The organism is Streptomyces sp. NPDC058620 (genome assembly GCF_042717135.1).
GTDB lineage: Bacteria > Actinomycetota > Actinomycetes > Streptomycetales > Streptomycetaceae > Streptomyces.
Window position 1 is genome coordinate 17,161 of record NZ_JBHXQO010000047.1, and the last position, 17,980, is coordinate 35,140.

18 protein-coding genes are annotated in these 17,980 nt (G+C 71.4%); 5 read left to right on the top strand and 13 right to left on the bottom strand.

Features of this window, described 5'->3' with window-relative positions; all coding sequences use genetic code 11:
- Positions 1-8: 8 nt before the first annotated feature.
- Complete coding sequence (locus ACFWSK_RS29660; protein WP_383792702.1) at positions 9-1,352, bottom strand: polysialyltransferase family glycosyltransferase; 1,344 nt, start codon at positions 1,350-1,352, stop codon at positions 9-11.
- A 3-nt stretch (positions 1,353-1,355) separates the two neighbouring features.
- Positions 1,356-2,321, bottom strand: coding sequence for a glycosyltransferase family 2 protein (locus tag ACFWSK_RS29665; protein WP_383792706.1), 966 nt, complete (start codon positions 2,319-2,321; stop codon positions 1,356-1,358).
- Positions 2,322-2,499: 178 nt separating this feature from the next.
- Between ACFWSK_RS29665 and ACFWSK_RS29670 the strand changes: the two genes are divergently transcribed.
- Positions 2,500-2,958, top strand: coding sequence for a MarR family winged helix-turn-helix transcriptional regulator (locus ACFWSK_RS29670; protein WP_383792709.1), 459 nt, complete (start codon positions 2,500-2,502; stop codon positions 2,956-2,958).
- A gap of 24 nt (positions 2,959-2,982) precedes the next feature.
- Here the strand turns inward: ACFWSK_RS29670 and leuE are convergent, their stop codons facing one another.
- Both leuE and ACFWSK_RS29680 read right to left on the bottom strand, forming a co-directional pair.
- Complete coding sequence (leuE, locus tag ACFWSK_RS29675) at positions 2,983-3,648, bottom strand: leucine efflux protein LeuE (RefSeq protein WP_383792711.1); 666 nt, start codon at positions 3,646-3,648, stop codon at positions 2,983-2,985.
- Positions 3,649-3,725: 77 nt separating this feature from the next.
- Entirely contained in the window at positions 3,726-5,306 is a 1,581-nt protein-coding gene (locus tag ACFWSK_RS29680) for a methylmalonyl-CoA mutase (protein WP_383792714.1), read from the bottom strand.
- A gap of 223 nt (positions 5,307-5,529) precedes the next feature.
- Between ACFWSK_RS29680 and ACFWSK_RS29685 the strand changes: the two genes are divergently transcribed.
- Positions 5,530-6,459, top strand: coding sequence for a L,D-transpeptidase family protein (locus tag ACFWSK_RS29685; protein WP_383792716.1), 930 nt, complete (start codon positions 5,530-5,532; stop codon positions 6,457-6,459).
- Positions 6,460-6,666: 207 nt separating this feature from the next.
- Here ACFWSK_RS29685 and ACFWSK_RS29690 read toward each other — a convergent pair whose 3' ends face one another.
- From ACFWSK_RS29690 to ACFWSK_RS29710, 5 genes are all read right to left on the bottom strand, one after another.
- Positions 6,667-7,863 carry a hypothetical protein gene (locus tag ACFWSK_RS29690; protein ID WP_383792719.1) on the bottom strand — a complete coding sequence of 399 codons (1,197 nt, stop codon included), beginning with the start codon at positions 7,861-7,863 and terminating at the stop codon, positions 6,667-6,669.
- Positions 7,863-8,630, bottom strand: a complete 768-nt coding sequence (locus ACFWSK_RS29695; protein WP_383792782.1) for an RNA polymerase sigma factor — start codon at positions 8,628-8,630, stop codon at positions 7,863-7,865. The genes ACFWSK_RS29690 and ACFWSK_RS29695 overlap by 1 nt, the downstream gene beginning before the upstream one ends.
- Positions 8,631-9,234: 604 nt before the next feature.
- Positions 9,235-9,489: a Txe/YoeB family addiction module toxin gene (locus tag ACFWSK_RS29700; RefSeq protein WP_383792721.1), complete on the bottom strand. Its 255-nt coding sequence runs from the start codon at positions 9,487-9,489 to the stop codon at positions 9,235-9,237.
- A complete protein-coding gene (locus ACFWSK_RS29705; RefSeq protein ID WP_383792724.1) occupies positions 9,486-9,767 on the bottom strand; it encodes a type II toxin-antitoxin system Phd/YefM family antitoxin in 282 nt (93 codons plus the stop codon). The genes ACFWSK_RS29700 and ACFWSK_RS29705 overlap by 4 nt, the downstream gene beginning before the upstream one ends.
- 464 nt (positions 9,768-10,231) lie before the next feature.
- The gene (locus ACFWSK_RS29710) at positions 10,232-11,650 is read right to left on the bottom strand and encodes an ATP-binding protein (RefSeq protein ID WP_383792727.1); all 1,419 of its coding nucleotides are present in this window, start codon (positions 11,648-11,650) and stop codon (positions 10,232-10,234) included.
- Positions 11,651-11,780: 130 nt separating this feature from the next.
- Between ACFWSK_RS29710 and ACFWSK_RS29715 the strand changes: the two genes are divergently transcribed.
- Positions 11,781-11,930: a CGNR zinc finger domain-containing protein gene (locus ACFWSK_RS29715; protein ID WP_383792785.1), complete on the top strand. Its 150-nt coding sequence runs from the start codon at positions 11,781-11,783 to the stop codon at positions 11,928-11,930.
- A gap of 122 nt (positions 11,931-12,052) precedes the next feature.
- Here the strand turns inward: ACFWSK_RS29715 and ACFWSK_RS29720 are convergent, their stop codons facing one another.
- The 3 genes from ACFWSK_RS29720 to ACFWSK_RS29730 all read right to left on the bottom strand — a co-directional run bounded on the left by ACFWSK_RS29720 (position 12,053) and on the right by ACFWSK_RS29730 (position 14,054).
- A complete protein-coding gene (locus ACFWSK_RS29720; protein ID WP_383792729.1) occupies positions 12,053-12,859 on the bottom strand; it encodes a hypothetical protein in 807 nt (268 codons plus the stop codon).
- Positions 12,856-13,482, bottom strand: a complete 627-nt coding sequence (locus ACFWSK_RS29725; protein ID WP_383792787.1) for an RNA polymerase sigma factor — start codon at positions 13,480-13,482, stop codon at positions 12,856-12,858. Before ACFWSK_RS29725 ends, ACFWSK_RS29720 begins: the two co-directional genes overlap by 4 nt.
- A gap of 131 nt (positions 13,483-13,613) precedes the next feature.
- Positions 13,614-14,054 carry a hypothetical protein gene (locus ACFWSK_RS29730; RefSeq protein ID WP_383792732.1) on the bottom strand — a complete coding sequence of 147 codons (441 nt, stop codon included), beginning with the start codon at positions 14,052-14,054 and terminating at the stop codon, positions 13,614-13,616.
- A gap of 85 nt (positions 14,055-14,139) precedes the next feature.
- Here ACFWSK_RS29730 and ACFWSK_RS29735 point away from each other — a divergent pair, with 85 nt between their 5' ends.
- Both ACFWSK_RS29735 and ACFWSK_RS29740 read left to right on the top strand, forming a co-directional pair.
- Positions 14,140-14,331 carry a hypothetical protein gene (locus tag ACFWSK_RS29735; protein ID WP_383792735.1) on the top strand — a complete coding sequence of 64 codons (192 nt, stop codon included), beginning with the start codon at positions 14,140-14,142 and terminating at the stop codon, positions 14,329-14,331.
- A gap of 88 nt (positions 14,332-14,419) precedes the next feature.
- Positions 14,420-17,167 (top strand): FG-GAP-like repeat-containing protein, encoded by a 2,748-nt coding sequence (locus ACFWSK_RS29740; RefSeq protein ID WP_383792738.1) that lies wholly within the window; start codon positions 14,420-14,422, stop codon positions 17,165-17,167.
- Positions 17,168-17,273: 106 nt separating this feature from the next.
- Here ACFWSK_RS29740 and ACFWSK_RS29745 read toward each other — a convergent pair whose 3' ends face one another.
- Positions 17,274-17,879 carry a hypothetical protein gene (locus tag ACFWSK_RS29745; RefSeq protein WP_383792741.1) on the bottom strand — a complete coding sequence of 202 codons (606 nt, stop codon included), beginning with the start codon at positions 17,877-17,879 and terminating at the stop codon, positions 17,274-17,276.
- Between the last annotated feature and the right edge of the window lie 101 nt (positions 17,880-17,980).

A 17,980-nucleotide genomic window follows, 5' to 3' on the forward strand; every position in this document is an offset into this window, starting at 1 on the left:
CGAAGTCCTCAGAAGCCCAGGCCGGCGCGGGTACGCCGGGCGGTCCGGCGCAGTCGGACCGCGGCGCCCTGGACGCTGCCGCCGGGCAGCGACAGCTTTCCGAGGCGGCGCCGCTTGAAGTAGTGCTGCGTGCTGCTGTCCAGCCGCTCCCGCAGCCACGCCTCGGCCTCTCCGCGCAGCCCGGGATGGAGGCGGGACTGCATGCAGTAGCCGACCGTACGGACCAGCGGGGCGAGGGTGTCCGGGGCGCTGCCGGGCAGCGGGGGCACCCCGTCGGCGGCGTGCTGCTCCAGATCGGGCACGAGGTGGTCGACGATCGTCAGCGGCACGCGGTTGCTGTTCTCGTACGGGGTGAGCCGGTCCAGCAGCGGGCCCGTGCCGACGCGGGCGACGGGGATGCCGTAGTACGCCGCGGCCGTGAGCATCGCGGTGGAGAAGCAGCCGACGACGAGCGTGGGCGCGCACCGCTCGAAGAGCGTCTCGGCCAGCAGCGGGGTGTTCATCGTGGTGAGCCGGACCCCGGCCTCGGCCGCCGCGCCGTCCAGCGCCTCGGAGTAGCGGGCGGGGGCGGTGGGGTGCGGCTTGAAGAGGATCGACGTGTGACCGGCCCGGGCCGCACCCCGCAGCATGCGGATGTGCAGGTCCTCCTCCTCCTCGGCGGTGAGGATGCCGAGCGCGGCGAGGTACTGCCCGAGGAGTACGGCGGTGGGCGCCTGGGCCACCACCTCGGTGAGCTGCCGGTCGCCGTCCGCGGACCCGGCGATCTCACCGAGGACCTTGCGCATGGCGTCGGCGGGTACGAGCTCGGGCTCCACGTCGAACTCGGAGAGCAGCATCGGCCTGAGTCCGGGGACCAGGTCGAGATGCAGGACGCGCCGGATGCGGCAGCCCAGCGCCACCGGCAGCTTGTTGCGGGTCGGCCCGTAGCTCATGAGCCCGTCCGCGTACACGTGCAGGGGGCTCTCGGAGAAGATCGCGGCGAGTGCCCGGGCCGGGTTGACCTGGATGGATTCCAGGGCCAGTTCGACGGGGCCTTCGCCCAGGTCCCAGGCCAGCCGGAAGGCACGCTGCCAGAGCACGGTCTCCTCGGCGCGCGGGCCCCAGCCGTTCGGGTGGTACGGGCGGATCGCCTCGTTCCAGCTGATGACGGTGTCGAAGCGGGCGGCGATGCGGTCGTAACCACGCATCTCGTCCAGGCCGGGACTCGCCTCAGGGACCGCCGCGTTGTTGCACACCAGCAGGATGCGGCGGCTGTCCGACGGTGGTCCGAACTGCCCCGCGTCGAGCGCGGCGGCGAGCGTGGCGGCCCCGTACAGGGTCGACACCTGGAAGATCTGGGTGCGCGTGGGCATGGGTCAGACGGCCTTCTGCTTGTCACGCAGGCGCCGGAGCACTGTGCTGCGCTTGGTGTCCATCGTGTTCAGGGTGTGGTCCAGCACCTGCTGGGGCATGCGGTGCAGAGCGCCGGTCGACGCGAGTCGCAGCCGGCGTGCGGTCGCGGCCTCGTAGTCGGTGGACCGCTCGCCGTGGAAGGCGATCAGCGCGCAGTACGTACGGACCGCCTTGGGCAGCAGGAGGTCCGCGTCCCGGTCCTGTGCGAGCTCCCTGAGCAGGGTGTCGTAGGCGGGGAAGAAGTCCAGCTGACGGGAGTCCTTGATCTGGGTCAGTGACGTGGTCACTCCGCGCCGGTAGAAGATCCCGTAGAGCCCCAGGGCGGCGTAGCTCCGCGCCCGCAGATGCAGTCGCCAGGTCCACAGGCGGTCCTCGGCGGTGCGCAGTTCGGCGTCGAAGCGCATGGCGCCGTCCTCGAAGAGCCGGCGGTGGTAGAGCCCGGCCCACACGAAGGGGTAGTCGACCATCGTCTCCATGTCGGGGTACGCGATCCCGGCCCGCGGGTCGACCGCCTCGTCCCGGACGCGTGCGGGAGCACGGCGGATGACACGGGTGGTGTCCGTCGACTGAACGTGGTCGTTACGGACGAAGTCGACGTCCAGCTCCTCGGCGGCGCGCAGCAGCTGGGACAGGTGGCCCGGGGCGTACCAGTCGTCGCCGTCGAGGAAGGTGAGGTATTCACCGCTCGCGGCCTCGATCCCGCTGTTGCGCGCGGCGGCGATGCCCACGTTCGTGTCGTGTCTGATGACGCGGGCCTGCGGGAGCCGCCCGGCCCAGCGGTCGATGACGGACGGTGTCGCGTCCGTGGAACAGTCGTCGACCAGCACGAACTCGACGTCCGCGTCCGTGTTGCGGGCCAGACTTCCCAGGGTGGTGTCGGCGTACGGGGCGACATTGTGGAGCGGTACGACAACGGACAGTTTTGGCACGCCGGCCCTCGCCTTCGATCATGTAGCCGCCCAAGCTAATGAAAGGCGTCGAGGGCCGAGTGGCCGTTGCTGCGACAGAGGATGAACTCTGGGCGACGCCGGTGTGACACCGGACGCCCGCCCCTCCGTGCGGCAGGGCCTTGACCTCAAGTCCGCTTGAGCTTCTACGGTTGCGGCCATGAACTACTCACACGATGACGCGGGACTCGCACGGCAGCCCATCGGTTACTGGAGCTGGGCCGCCCACGAAGCCACCGTGACCCACATCCGCGCCGCTCTCGCCGAGCACGGCCTCACCCAGCCGCCCTGGTGGGTTCTCAACCAGCTCGTCGACGCGGACGAGGCGGGCAGGCCGCGCGCCGAGGTGGTCGCGATGCTCCGCGGCTACCTGAACGTCGGGGACGCGCTGGAGCCCGAGATCGACACCCTCATCGACCGGGGCCTGGTCACCGAGGACGCCACCACCCGGCTGCGGCTGACCGCCGCGGGCCACGCCCTGCGCGCGGAGGCGGCCGAACGGGTCGGCCGGGCGAGCGCGGAGATCCACGCCGGGATTCCGGACGAGGAGTTCGTCGCCGCCCTCAAGGTCCTGCAGCGCATGATCCACAACGTGGGCGGCAAAGCCTGGCACCACTGACCGCCGGCAGGGTCCGGCGACGGCTCACACGCTGCTGAACGAGAGCTTGGCCGCGAAGCCGAGGAAGAGCACACCCGCCGCCGAAGTGGCCCCGGCCGACAGCCGCTTGCGGCGGCGGAAGACGGCGGCCAGGCGGGTGCCGCCGAATATCAGCATCGAGAGGTAGAGGAAGCTGGCGACCTGGAGCAGCGTGCCCAGGAGCAGGAAGGACAGGGCCGGATAGGCGTAGCCCGGGTCGACGAACTGCACGAAGAAGGAGATCAGGAACAGGATCGCCTTCGGGTTGAAGACGCTGACGACCAGGGCCCGTCGGTAGGGCCGCTCCATCGCACCGGCCGCGGCCGGTGCCCCGGTCTCCGCCGCCAGTTCCTCCAGCTGCCTGCGCCGGTCGCGCCACATGGACACGGCGGCCCGGAGCATCCCGATGGCCAGCCAGGTCAGATAGCCCGCGCCCACGTACTTGACGAGGGCGAAGAGCACCGGCGTCGTCTGGAGCAGGGAGGCGGCGCCCAGCGCGGACAGCGTCATCAGGATGGTGTCCCCTGTCCAGACTCCGGCCGCTGCCACATAGCCGGTCCGTACGCCGCGGCGGGCGGCGACTGACAGCACGTACAGCGAATTGGGCCCCGGCAGCAGAATGATCAACACCAGGCCGGCGAGATAGGTCGGAAGATCGGTGACACCCAGCATGAACGGAGTGTCGCACGCGGGTACGACACTCCGTCCTGGGGTCTCACGACAGGGGCCGCCGAGGCGGTGCGCCCGTCTCAGAACGCGTCCGTGGGGACGTACGTCCCCCAGACCTCCCGCAGCGCGTCGCAGACCTCGCCCACCGTCGCCCGCGCCTTCAGCGCGTCCTTCATCGGGTAGAGGACGTTGTCCGTACCGCCCGCCGCCTTCTTCAGCTCCGCCAGCGCGGCGTCCACCGCGCCCTGGTCGCGTTCGGCGCGCAGCTTCGCCAGCCGGGCCGCCTGCTGGGCCTCGATCGCCGGGTCGACGCGCAGCGGCTCGTACGGCTCCTCCTCGTCGAGCTGGAAGCGGTTGACGCCGACGACCACGCGTTCCGCGCTGTCCGTCTCCAGCGCGACGCGGTAGGCGCTGCGCTCGATCTCGCCCTTCTGGAAGCCGCGCTCGATCGCGTTGACGGCGCCTCCCATGTCCTCGACCCTGAGCATCAGCTCCAGGGCCGCCGCCTCCACGTCGTCGGTCATCTTCTCGACGACGTACGACCCGGCGAACGGGTCGACGGTGGCGGTGACGTCCGTCTCGTACGCCAGGACCTGCTGCGTACGCAGCGCCAGCCGGGCGGACTTGTCGGTGGGGAGCGCGATCGCCTCGTCGAACGAGTTGGTGTGCAGCGACTGCGTGCCGCCGAGGACGGCCGCCAGCCCCTGCACGGCGACGCGCACCAGGTTGACCTCGGGCTGCTGGGCGGTGAGCTGGACGCCCGCCGTCTGGGTGTGGAAGCGCAGCATCAGCGACTTCGGGTTCTCCGCGCCGAACTCCTCCTTCATCACCTTCGCCCAGATCCGGCGGGCGGCACGGAACTTGGCGACCTCTTCGAGGATCGTCGTACGGGCGACGAAGAAGAAGGAGAGCCGGGGCGCGAAGTCGTCGACGTCCATGCCGGCGGCCACGGCCGTACGGACGTACTCGATGCCGTCGGCCAGAGTGAACGCGATCTCCTGCGCGGGCGAGGCGCCGGCCTCCGCCATGTGGTAACCGGAGATGGAGATGGTGTTCCACTTCGGGATCTCGTCCCGGCAGTACTTGAAGATGTCGGCGATCAGCCGCAGGGACGGCTTCGGCGGGAAGATGTAGGTGCCCCGCGCGATGTACTCCTTCAGCACGTCGTTCTGGATCGTGCCGGTGAGCCGCTCCGCCGGGACTCCCTGCTCCTCCGCGACCAGCTGGTACAGGAGCAGCAGCAGGGAGGCGGGGGCGTTGATCGTCATCGACGTCGACACCTTGTCCAGCGGGATCCCGCCGAACAGCACCCGCATGTCGTCGATCGAGTCGATCGCGACCCCGACCTTGCCGACCTCTCCGGACGCGAGGGGCGCGTCGGAGTCGTGGCCCATCTGGGTGGGCAGGTCGAAGGCGACGGAGAGGCCCATCGTGCCGTTGGCGATCAGCTGCTTGTAGCGGGCGTTCGACTCGGTGGCGGTGCCGAAGCCCGCGTACTGCCGCATCGTCCACGGACGGCCGGTGTACATGCTGGGGTAGACACCACGAGTGAAGGGGTACGCGCCCGGCGCGCCCAGCTTCTCGGCCGGGTCCCAGCCGTCGAGGGTGTCCGGTCCGTAGACCGGCTCGATGGGCAGTCCCGACTCGGACTCACGCGTCATGTGCTGTGCCTCCCGTGCATGCCGGCCTGGGGGTGTCGAGGTTCGCGACGGACTTTAGCGGCGGCCGGCCGGGCGGCGGAGAGCCACCGGCTGGGACCTTGCTCACAGGACCTGCCCGGGTCCGGACCGACGCTCCCCATCATGCGCAGGATTCGGCAACCGGGCAGGACGGGAATCCGTCCAGGGAGATACCGGAGCAGTGGACGAGCCCAGGGGGCAGCGGATGACAGGCACCAGCGTGAGCGCGAAGGGCCGCGGACGGCGCACCACCGCGGCGGTCGCCGTCGGGATGCTCGCCGTCACCGCCCTGGCCACGGGCTGTACGCCGGAGACCGTCGGCGGGGCTCAGCGGGTGGCACCCCCGGCGACGACGGACCCCACCGCCGACGCGAAACCGGGCGGCGGGGCGAGCAGTCCGGCCGCGAACCCGGGCGGCGGGGCGAGCAGTCCGGCCGCGAGCCCGTCCGCCACGGCCCCGCCGAAGCCGTCGCCGACGAAGACCACCGAGGCACCTGTGAAACCCAGGACCCTGATATCGACGGGCTCCCAGGGCGCGCAGGTACGGGAGCTCCAGGCCCGCCTCCGCCAGATCGGCCACTTCGACCGCTCCCCCACGGGCTACTACGGGTCCGTCACCGTCAGCGCCGTGCGGTCCTTCCAGGGCAAGCGGGGCCTTCCCCGCACGGGCGGGACCGACACCGTCACCTGGCAGAAGCTCCTCGGGATGACGCGGAAGCCGACGGCCGCCGAGCTGACCCCGCCCACCGGACGCCCCGCGGCCAAGCCCGACGAGCGCTGTATGACGGGCCGCGTGCTGTGCATCAGCAAGAACAGCCGGACGCTGTCGTGGATGATCGACGGCCGGGTCCTCTCGTCGATGGACGTGCGGTTCGGCTCGCAGTACACGCCCACCCGCGAGGGCACGTTCTCCGTGTACTGGAAGTCCCGTCACCACGTCTCGACGCTCTACGACACCCCGATGCCGTACGCGATGTTCTTCAGCGGCGGCCAGGCGGTCCACTACTCGCCTGACTTCGCGGCCCGCGGCTACAGCGGGGCCTCGCACGGCTGCGTGAACGTCCGGGACGAGGGGAAGATCGCCTCGCTCTTCGCCCAGGTGAAGAACGGCGACAAGGTCGTCGTCTACTGGTGAGCCGGGTGGGCGAGGCGGTAGGTAAGGGGCGCGGGCGGGACCGGGGGAACGTGTCCCGCCCGCGCCAGGTGCGCTGAGCCGAAGGTACGGGGGGAACCCCGGCTCATTGCGCGGCCGATGACCAGTCGGCTCACTCAGTACTGCGCCTGACCGCCGAAAAATGTCACACCTGTGGTCCGGGCGGTCGCCCGAGGGAGTGAACGGGACTCAGCGGGAGGAGGCAACGGCGGAGGCGGACGCCGCAGGAGCGGAGCCGGCGCCCGTGCTCGTGCCCGTGCCCGCGCTCGCGTGGGAGGACGGGTCCGGAGACGCGTCGGGGGACGGCGGGGCCGTACGGAAGGAGATCGACGGGAGCGCGCCCGAACCGCCCTCGCCCGGTTCGCCGCCGCTGCCGCTGTCTCCGCTGCCTCGGCCGTCGGAGCCCGGGGCGCTGTCAGGTTCGCTGGAGTCGGAGCCGCTCTCTTCGGTGCCGCCGTTCCTGTTGTCCTTGTCGTCGAGGCGCGCGCAGAACCGGTCCAGGTTGTCCTCGCTCTTGGCCATCTCGACGAGGCGGCGCTTGGTGGCCCGGTCGAGCGTGCCCGCGCGGTAGTCCCGGCACGCCTTGGCGGCCTTCTCGTACACCTCGCGGGAGCCGGCATCGCCGGGTCGCTCCGGCGTGTGGTTCTCGTCGGCCTCGTCCCCGGGGCGCCGCCAGTTCCCGGACTCGTCCGGACCGCCCCCGCCGGCGCCCGGACTCTCCGCGGAGTCGTCGTCGCTGTCGCGGCCGCTTGGGCCGCTTCCCGGTGCGGAGTCCCCGGACGGTTCCGACGTACGCGGGCCGGGGGCCGTGCCGGGCGGGCTGAGGGAGGGGCCCTGGGCCGACGGCAGTTCGGAGGCCAGTGCCTCCGGGGAGGCCGCCGACGATACGGATGCGGCGGGGAGCGGCGAGCCCTGGCCGTCGAACGGTCCGGGGAGCATCCCGGCACCCGAGGCGACCGCCACCCCGCCGAGCGCGCAGCCCGCGAGCGAGAGCACGAAGCCGTAGCGGGTGGGGCGGCTCCAGCGCGGCCTGCGGCCGGCGGGCGGGCGCCCGCCTCCCATCCGTACGGACGGAAGCCTGTCCTGTGCTGCCGTGGACAGCCCCGCCTTGGGCCCCGCCTTGGCGCCCTGCGCCCTCGGGGTGGCCCGCCCCGTGGCCGCGCCGCTCTGCCTGCGGGTGTGCGCCGCCTCGCGGAACGCGGCGAGCGCCGTGGTCTCCCCGGGCAGTTCGCCACCGGCCGGCGGCAGGTTCCTGGCCGCGTCCAGTGCGGCGGCGAGGCGCAGGGCGTCGGTGCGGGCGCGGTCGTCGGCGGGTTCGACCGGCTCGCCGCGGAGCAGTTGCTCCGCCGCGTCCTTGTCGAGCCATTCGTACCGCTCGTCGGCCATCACATGTCCTTCTGCGTCCACGGACGCGAATGCGTCACACCGTGGGTGACACCGGCGGGAGCCGCCACACCGTTGCGGGCCGGGCGCTGCGAGGGTACAGCTCCGAGTTCCGCGGCCTTGCCCGTGGTGGTGCCGTCCTCGTCCGAGGCGCCCGGTCTCGCACCGGCGGGGCCGCCCTCCGGAAGACCGCCGTCCAAATGACTGCCGTCCACGCCGTTGTCCGCGCCGACCAGCTCCGCGAGCCGCTTGAGTCCGCGGTGAGCGGCGGTGCGTACGGCGCCGGGGCGCTTTCCGAGCGTCTGCGCCGCGCTCTTCGCGTCGAGGCCGACGACCACCCGCAGGACGACGGCTTCGGCCTGGTCCTGGGGAAGCTGGGCGATGAGGGACATGGTGCGGCCGGTGGCCAGCGCCTCGATCGCCTCGTCCGCCGTGTCGGATTCGGCTGGTTTGCCGGTCAGTTCGGTCTCGTCGCCGCCGATGGCAGGACGTCTGCTCCGCATCCGCAGGTGATCGAGCGAGCGATTGCGCGCGATCCGTGCCGCCCACCCCCGGAAGCGGTCGGCGTCACCGCTGAACCGGTCGAGGTCCCGGGCTATCTGCAGCCAGGACTCCGACGCCACGTCCTCGGCGTCCGCGTCCCCGACCAGTGTCCGTATGTAGCCCAACAGCCTTGGCTGCACAGCGCGGTACACAGCACGGAAGGCGTCCTCGTCCCCGTCCTGTGCCGCGAGCACCGCGGCAGTCAGCTCCGCGTCGTCCCCCAGCACTCCCTCAACCTGCCCTGCTGTCATGAATCGCAGCTGGTCACCACTGCTGCGCCACTCTGCGCGACTCAGCACGCTACGTGCTCGCCCGGTGCCACGTCCATGACTTGTACAACTCGCAACAGCTTGCCGACATGATGCGGTGTGACAGAAAACGCACCCGCGACGCTGAGATGAGTACGGGGCTGTTACGCGGCCTCGTGGAAGACGGCCGGGGCCTCTCCTGTGGGGGGTGGCGGCCCCGGTCGTCGTCCCATTTCCCCCGCTCTGACCAGGTAATACCCAGGGCGCGGGACCTCTGCATGACCGAGCGTGGCCAACGCGTGGCCAACGCGTCCGGGCGTCGTCCGATCCTCCCCCTGGCCAAAGCGCTGCGCCGTCCTTCTGCGAGCTTCCGGGCCCCGCCCACTCCCCACTCGGCGCTTACCCCACACCGGGCCATCGTGTAGCCCGGCAAGTGGCGCCACACCTCAGCGGCGACATCGGCGGGGCTCTCCGCCGCGCCCAGATCGCTGGCGGCCTCGCCGTGCTCCCGGTCGTGGAAGCGGAACAGGGTGATATCCCAGCACGGGGAGGGGCGCCCCAGCACACACCGCGCACTCAGCGATCAGTAGTGGTACCGGGCAGCGAGGATGACGATCTCCCTGTGCGTAACCAGGTAGACGAGGCGGTGCTCATCGTCGATCCGCCTCGACCAAGCCCCCGGCAAGTGGTATTTCAGCGGCTCGGGCTTGCCGATTCCCGAGAACGGGTCACGCTTGACGTCCTCGATGAGCTTGTTGATCCGGGCGAGCATTTTGCGGTCGTTCTTGAGCCAGGACGTGTAGTCCTCCCAGCCCTGATCCTCGAAGACAAGCCTCACGCGGCACCCGCACCAGCATCCGCCGAGTCCGGATCGATCAGCTCGCGCTCCGACACGTTGGTGTGGGCCAGGGCGTTCTCGTACGCCTTGAGCAGCCGACGCGCGTTCGCCGGAGAGCGCAGCAAGTACGAGCCCTCGCGCAGCGCGGCGTAATCCTCGGCGGAGACGAGCACGGCATTGCCGTGCTTGGAGACGATCTCGATGGCCTCGTGATTGTCGTTGACCTTCTTGATCAGCGGAAAGAGAGCCTTGCGGGCTTCGCTCGCGGTTATGGACACGACCTGGCCCCTCCTATCGAATGGTACCTAATAACGTACCACCCTCGGTGCCGACCAGGAGGGGGAACGACAGATGAACGGGAGCTGCCCCAACAAGGGAACAGGCCAGAAGGGTCCACTACCGAGAACGTGGGCCCTTCAGGCCTCCGTGTTCGCCCAGCGAGCGACGTGGTGCTCAAACGTTGAAGCGGAACTCCACGACGTCGGCGTCCTGCATCACGTACTCCTTGACTCCACGCAGGCTGCCCCATCGGCGAGCCATCGACCGCTGGCGCGACAGCCTTCGGGGGCGACTCGACGGTTGGAGTCCGTGGCCAACGCGTGGCCAACGCGTCCGGGCGTTCCCTCGATCCTCCCCAGGCGATGCGCTTCCTCCCAAGGGGCCGAGGTCTGCGGGACTTCTCCGCCACGTCTCCGGCCTGATCGCGCTCCCCAACTCCCTTGCCTCGCCCGCCACCCGCCACTCACAGCGGCCAGGCGGTCAGCAAATCGCCAGGGCCGTAGGCGGCATCGAGTCCCGGACAGTCGACTCCGCTGCGCGAGACCGCCACGACTGGAACAGGATCGCCAGTGAGCGCGGCTCGGTGTCGATGGAGAGCTGCCAGGTCGCGCCGATCGAAGGGCGACTGCTCCAGCCACTTGATGGAGCCCACGAAGAGCAGTTCCTTGGCGATGGGGGCACGGTCCGCCCCGACGATATCGATCTCGACGTCGTTGGTACGGGTCCAGTAGCCGCCCACTGCGGGGGCCGCGGGCAGCCTGTCATCGGGCAGTATCCGCGCCAGGGCCTCGCGGACAAGGGGCTCGACGGCCCGGCCGCGCCAGCTGGTCCAGTTCTCCCGGATGCGCGCCAAGGTCAGATCGCCCCGCCCTCGCTCGATCTCCTCCATGGACGGGCCGAGCAGGTGCAGCCAAAAACGCAGGTAGGGATCTGACACCCGGTAGCGGCGATCCTTCGACGGACGCAGCGATACGGGCAGCTCCGCGGCGACGATCCGCTTGTTCGTAAGCGGCTCCAGCGCTCGCTGCAGGGGCGTGGCCCCGATTCCGCCGGCTGCACGGGCGATGTTGGTGAAGGTCCGCTCGCCACTGCCGATGGCCGCCAGCACCGTCCGCGCCTGAGCCTGCGGAGGGAATTCGGCAGCCAGCGAGCGCTCGGCCGATACCAGCAGGGCCGAGACCGGGTCGCTCAGCGCCTCACCGAGGAAGTCCCACAGCCCTGCACCTCGCGGCCACTCTGCGCAGATCAGCGGCAGCCCGCCGGTGACCAGCGCGGCGTCGAAGGCTTCCGCCGGTTCCAACCCGAGCATCTGCCCCACTTCGGCGGGGTTCAGTGGTCCTAGCACCATCTCCCGGCCGCGTTGATGGAAGGGGCGTCCGTAGCTGTTCAGGGCCTCCATCATCGACAGATCGGAGCCGATGAGGACCAGCAGCACTGGCTTGGTCTCCAGCGCCCGGTCCCAGGCCCGTTGCAGCATCCCCTCAAAGGCGCCATCGGCATCCATCAAGTACGGCGCCTCGTCGATGATCAGCACGCTCGCCCGGTCGGCGGGCAGCGCCGCAGCCAGCACGTCGAACGCGGCGTCCCAGCTCTCCGGCCGTGCGGCGGCCACCAGCCGCGCCAGCGGCAGCGTCGATGCCTGGGCGTCCCGGGCGAGCCGTGCCAGATCATCTCCAGGGGACGCACCGGTCGCCGCGTAGAACAAGAACGGGGCCCCGGAGCGCTCCGCAAACCGCTCGACCAGTCGCGACTTGCCCACCCGGCGCCGCCCACGCAACATCACGCACCGACCGGGTCGCTCCCCGCCAACCCCTGCCGCCACCTTCTGCAGCTCTCGCTCCAATGTCGCCAGCTCCTGCCGACGACCTACAAAGTCCACCATGTCCGCCGACTTCCACGCATGATACTAACGACAACGTTACTAACATTGACATTAGTAGATAGCTTCCCCGGTTGTCGCCAGGGGTTTCCGGCTCGTGTCGACGGCCGCGACGGACCGGAAGCCGAGGCAGGTGCGCCGCTGCGACGGCCCCGGTCGCGGCTGGTTCTTCCTCGACCGGACCCGCAGCAGCAGTCGCCGCTGGTGCAGCTCCGGTGACTGCGGCAACCGCGATCGCGCTCGCGCTCGCCGCCACTACGCACGCACCAAGCACACGCTTTGACACGGGAAACGCCGCCCCGACTGCCGCCGGCCGCCGGATCGCGCTCCCCCGTCGCGGCCGCATCGCGCATCCGCCGTGGCATCACGGTCACCGAAGCACCGCTCAGGAGGCTCTCCCGCCGGTCAGCCGGCGGCCGGGCCGTCCTTGCTGCCGCTCGCGGCCCCGTTCCGGCCCCCGCCGACGGCTCCGGCGGAAGCTCCGCCGTCCGTCCCTCTCGGCGGCACCGGCCCGTCCTTCTTCGCCCCCTTGCCGTCCGGATGGTCCCGGGCGCCCTTCGAGCCCGGCGCCGGCCGGCCGAGCAGCGCCTCGCAGTAGGCGGTCACCGCCGCATCCGAGGCGTCGCCAGCGGCCGCCTCCAGCCGCCTGAAGGCGGTGGCGTCCGCCGCCTTTCCGCGGTCCCGGACCTTGGCGTACACCCGGCAGAGCGCGGCTTCGTCCCGCGCCCTGTCCGTACCGCCGGAAGGCTGCGGGGAGCCGGGCCCGGTCGGCGCCGCCTTCGCCGTCACGCTCCCGTCGGGCGTCGGCCGGCTCTCGCCGGAGCGGTGTTCACCAGTGGGCGTGGGAGTGCCGTGCGCGGGGCGTACGGGGTCCGGCGCGCTCTTCTCCCGGTCACCGAACGGCGTCGGCAGTGCGCCGGTACCGGCGGCCACCGCGACCCCGCCCAGCATCGCCGCCACCACGAACCCGCCGAGCATCACCCGGACCGAGCCCGCGCCGCGCCACCGCCCGACCGGACGCCAGTCGTCGCGGCGCCGCCACCAGGGCGACCGCACGGCGTGGGCTCCCGCGTCCCGCGCGGCCAGGAAGGCGGCGGTCGCGCGCAGCTCGTCGTCCGCGCCGGGCGCCTCCGCACGCCGGGCCGCCGCGAGCAGCGCGGCGAGTTCGGGTGTGTCCGGCGCCTGCGGCTGCCGCTGCGATTCGTTTCTCATGCTTCATCCCTCAGCGTACGGCGCGTCCTGTTTGTCACAGCGCCCGTCCCGCCCGGGGACAACTGCTCGGCCAGTCTCTTGAGTCCGCGGTACGCGGAGGTGCGGACGGCACCCGAACGCTTGCCGAGCACCCGCGCCGTCGCGGCACCGTCCAGGCCCACGACGACCCGCAGCAGGACGGCCTCGGCCTGTTCGCGCGGCAGCGTGCCGATGATCTCCAGTGCCGCTTCCGTGGAAAGCGTCTCCAGGGCCGCGGCGGCGGTGTCATGTCCGCCGGGCAGCTGGAGGACGTCCTGTTCGATCAGGGTGGTGCGGGGCCGCCGCTTCTGCTTCCTGAGGTGGTCGAGCGCCCGATTGCGGGCGATCATCGCGGTCCAGCCGCGGAACCCGGCCCCGTCACCGCGGAAGCGTCCCAGGTCACGGGCTATCTCCAGCCACGCCTCGGAGGTCACGTCCTCGGCGTCCTCGCCCACCAGCCCACGCACGTAGCCCAGGAGGCCGGGCTGCACCCGCCTGTACGCGACGGCGAATGCTTCCTCGTCCCCCTGCTGCGCCCGCTCGACCGCATCGCCGAGCTCGGCGTCGTACCTCTCGTTGCGGCGCTGTTCCCCGCCCGTGCCCAACACTTCCCTACTCAAAGCCTGTTCCGGCACCTACCGCCGTGCCCGTGCTCCCGTCGGGGCAACGCCCCCTTCCGTTCTGCGCCCGCGGGCGCGGAAACGTCACAGGATTCCTACCGGCGGAATCGAACAGGCTACCCGCAGAAGGCCTTTCGCTGAGCCGAGCGGCCGTGCAGCAGGAGATACAGCCGCTGCACCGACTCCTCCGGCCCCGACTCGAAGCGGTTGACGACCTTGCCGAGCGGATTCCACACCCGCCCGTCGGGCATGCGCACACCCACGGTCTGCCGGAACAACTCCCGTTGCGTGGCGTCGAAGTCCACCCACTCACCACCGGCCCTGCGGACGATCACTTCGCCCGTGTACGCGCCGAGGCCCAGCAGGATTCCGTCCACCTGGGCCCGCCCCGGCTGGTCACGCCGCAAACCGTCGACCACGAGATCGACGAGCCGGAGACTGGCGACGGAGTAGTTCAGGGGCAGCCGGTTGCGCTCCGTGAGCCGGGTGACGAACGCCATCGTGTAGGCGCGCATCGCCGAGGCTGGGGGCACCATCGCCCGATCGTCCCCACTCATGATTCCCCCTGCCCTTCGCCGTGCCGGCGATCGACCGACACTGACCCAGCGACGAGGAGCCCCGAAACATCACGCGGAACCGGCTGTGTTCGTTGTCACGGCCCGGGACGGCAGGAACCACTCACATTCGTACAACCTTTCCCCCGCCTCGTACGTCACCCTCACCGCACCCGAAACAGGCCCACCGGTCGCCGCCGTGATGCGCATCACTTTCGTGGGATTCGGTGTGACGTTCGAGCCCTGGGCCTCGCTGGGTACCCCGGGCCGCCCGGTGTGACGGGTGGGGCTCGATGGACTTCTGGGTACTTGAACTCTCTTGAGGGGTGGGGCATTTGAGCCCGCGCAGTTCGCATGCGTACAGACCGATGAGCTTGAAGCGCCGCGCCTGGCTGACCATTGGTGCGGTCGTGCTCGGCGGCGCGGGGGCGGTCACCGTCGCCATAGCCAACCCCGACGCTCCCGAGGATCAGGGAGCGAAGCCCCGTAAGGCGTCGGTCCACGAGCTGACGCTCAAGGGCACCGGCGACTCGAAGCGGGCCCTCCCGCGCACCGACACCGACCCCTTCTCGATGGTCGGCGTCGTCTGGGCGGACCCGGATGCGACGGTCGACGGCACGGCGGAGGTACGCACCCGCAGCCGTGAGACCGGCCGGTGGAGCAGCTGGCTGGAGGTGCACCTGGAGCAGCACCTCGGCGCGGAGCGTGACGACGACGAGGCGAAGCTGCCCGGAATGTCGGAGCCGCTGTGGGTCGGGCCCTCCGACGCCGTCGAGGCGCGCGTCGTGCGTGCCGACGGCACGGCCGCCGATGGGCTGCCCAAGGGACTCGAACTGTCCCTGGTCGACCCGGGCGTCACCGCCAAGGAGGCCGCGGCGCCGGGCGCCGACGCGCAGAACGCGTCGTTCGCCGTCGAGGAGACCCTGACGCCCACTCCGACGGACAGCGAGACCTCGGCCGAAACGCCGAGCGAAACGCCGAGCGAAACGCCCAGCGAAACGGCGTCGGAGACCGCGACCCCGACGGAGACCGCCACCGAGACGGCCACCGCCACACCGACGGACACCACCTCGCCGACCGCGACACCGACCGACACCCCGTCGCCCACGCCGACCGTCCCGACCGCGCCGCCGTCCACGGTGAACCGGCCCGCGATGACGCTGCGCGCCGGCTGGGGCCCGGACAGGTCGCTCGCGACGAACTACAGCGACCCCGAGTACATCGAGAAGGTCCAGGCCGTCTTCGTCCACCACACGGTGGGCTCGAACGACTACAGCTGCGCCGAGTCCGCCGCGCTCGTCCGCGGTATCTACGCATACCACGTCACCCCGCGCGGCAAGGACACCGCGACGACGGCCGACGACTACGACGGCTGGAAGGACATCGGTTACAACTTCCTCGTCGACAAGTGCGGTCAGATCTTCGAAGGCCGTGAGGGCGGCGCCGACCTGCCCGTCCTCGGCGCGCACACGTACGGCTTCAACTCCTACTCCACCGGCATCGCGCTGCTCGGCAACTTCGAGACGGGCAAGCCCACCACGGCCGCCCTCAACTCGGCCGCCCGGGTGGCCGCGTGGAAGCTCGGCCAGTACGGCGTGAGCCCGAACGGCTCGGTCACCCTGACGGCCGCCGCCGACACCGGTGTGTACAAGAAGGGCCAGCAGGCCACGCTCAAGACCATCTCCGGTCACCGCGACGGCTTCGCGACGGTCTGCCCCGGCCCCACCCTGTACGCCAAGCTGCCCGCGATCCGCACCTTCGCCACCGGAGCGGGCCGCAACTCGGCCATCCCGACCGCCGACTTCAACCGGGACGGCATCAGCGACCTGGTCGTCGGCCTCCCGAAGGCGTCGGGCAACGACGGCCGGGTCACCGTGCTGCCGGGCAGCCAGGTAGGCCCCGACGCGGCCACGAAGCGCACGCTCACCCAGGCCAGCCCGGGGGTACCGGGCGGCTCCGAGGCCGGTGACTACTTCGGGTACTCCGACGCCTGGGGCGACCTGAACGGCGACGGCCACGCGGACCTGGTCATCGGTGCGCCGGGCGAGGACATCTCGCAGTCCGACAACGGCACGGTCGTCGCGATGTACGGCCCCGGCCTCACGACCGGCAAGGGCCACGCGATCACCACCTCGTCCCGCGTGGGCGCGGACAAGCTCGGCTACGCGGTCGCCGCGGGCGACTTCAACGCCGACGGGATGGACGACGTCTTCTCCGTCGCTCCCGGAAAGCCCGGCCGCTGGTGGGCCTGGGACAGCAGGACCGGAACCCCCAAGGCCGGTTACCTCGGCTCCTCCGCCTACAACGGCGCCGTCGGCTACCCGACCTCCGCCACCGGCGACTTCAACAAGGACGGCTACACGGACGTCGCGGTCGGCTTCCGCGACCCGGGCGGCATCGGCCGGCTGCTGTGGCTGAAGGGCTCCGCCACCGGGCTCCAGCGGGTGGGCGTGCTCGCCGCGCCCGGCGGACGCTCGCTCGCCACGGGTGACGTCAACGGCGACGGCGCCACCGACCTCGTGGTCGGCCAGCCGTACAACAGCGAGTCCGGCCACACCGCCAAGGGCGGCGCCGTCACCGTCGTGTACGGCTCCTCGACCGGCCTCACCTCGACCGGCCGCAAGCTGTACCACCAGGACACCTACGGGGTGCCCGGCGGCGGCGAGAGCGGCGACAACATGGGCTGGTCGGTCTCTGTGGGCGACGTCGACCTCGACGGGTACGCCGACATCCTCGCCGGTCTTCCGGGTGAGGACATCACCCGCTCCGGCGCGTCCCGCACCAACGCCGGGGCCGTCCTCCTGGTCCGCGGCACGGCCTCCGGGCCCACCAGCTCCGGGTCCGTCGTGATCAGCCAGGACACCGCGGACATCCCCGGGGTCACGGAGACCGAGGACCGGCTCGGTTCGTCCGTCTCGCTGGCGGACCTCACGGGCGACACCCGGGCGGACATGGCCCTCGGCGCGGACGGCGAGGACGCCAACAACGGCTCCGTGCTCCAGCTCGACAACATCGTCGCCAAGGGCATCCTGCCCTCGACCAGCGTGTACTACGGGACGTACCAGCTGGGCGCCCCCAAGGGCATCCGGATCGGGCTGAACGTCCTGGCGCCGTAACACCCACCCGCAACACCCCGCCGGTCCGCCCCTCGTGGGCGCCCACCGACACCGGAGCCCCTCGGCCTGACCCGAGGGGCTCCGGCCTTTGTCCGGGGCTCCCCGGTCAGGCCCGGCCGCGCGCCCGGCGCGACATCACCGCGCGCAGCACGCGCCGGCCCTCGGTCGACCGGTCGAGCGCTCCGCGCAGTCCGCTCGCGCCGCCCGCCGGGTCCGCGGCCTCCGCGAGGGTCTCCAGGATCTCGGTCTGGCGCCGGAGCTCCCCCGCCACGAGGGGTCCCGCACACCGCGTGTCACCGGAGCTCCAGCGCCTCAGTCGCCCGGCGGGGTCCTCGCCCGCGTCCCCGCCCGCCTCTCCGAGCACGGGCATGTCGAACCGGCGGTGGAACTCCAGCGAGAGCAGCGAGCAGGTCCGCGCCCACTCCCGCAGCGGCTCGGCGGCCCAGTCGGACGGGGCGGCGAGGAGCATCTCCCGTACGGGCGAGGCCGTCTCGTCCACGCCCGTGCCGTCCGTGTCCGTCATCGCCGCACGGGCGGCCGTCAGCCGGGCGGCCCACTCGCGGCCGTCCTCGCAGCTCGCCCAGAGCGGGCGCAGCGGTTCGGATTCGCCGCCGCCGTCGGCGACGGGCGGCAGACAGCGTTCGAGGCAGGCGAGCGCGCTCGCGGCCAGCCCCCGCTCGTCCGCCTCGGCGATCCGTTCCAGCAGGCTCATCGACGTCTCCCTCGTTCGGGGACGTGGCATCCCCCTTGCCCCGTACTGCGCCGAGTGGCTGAAAATCGTCACTGATGCGGGCGCAGCCGCTGTGGGGCAGG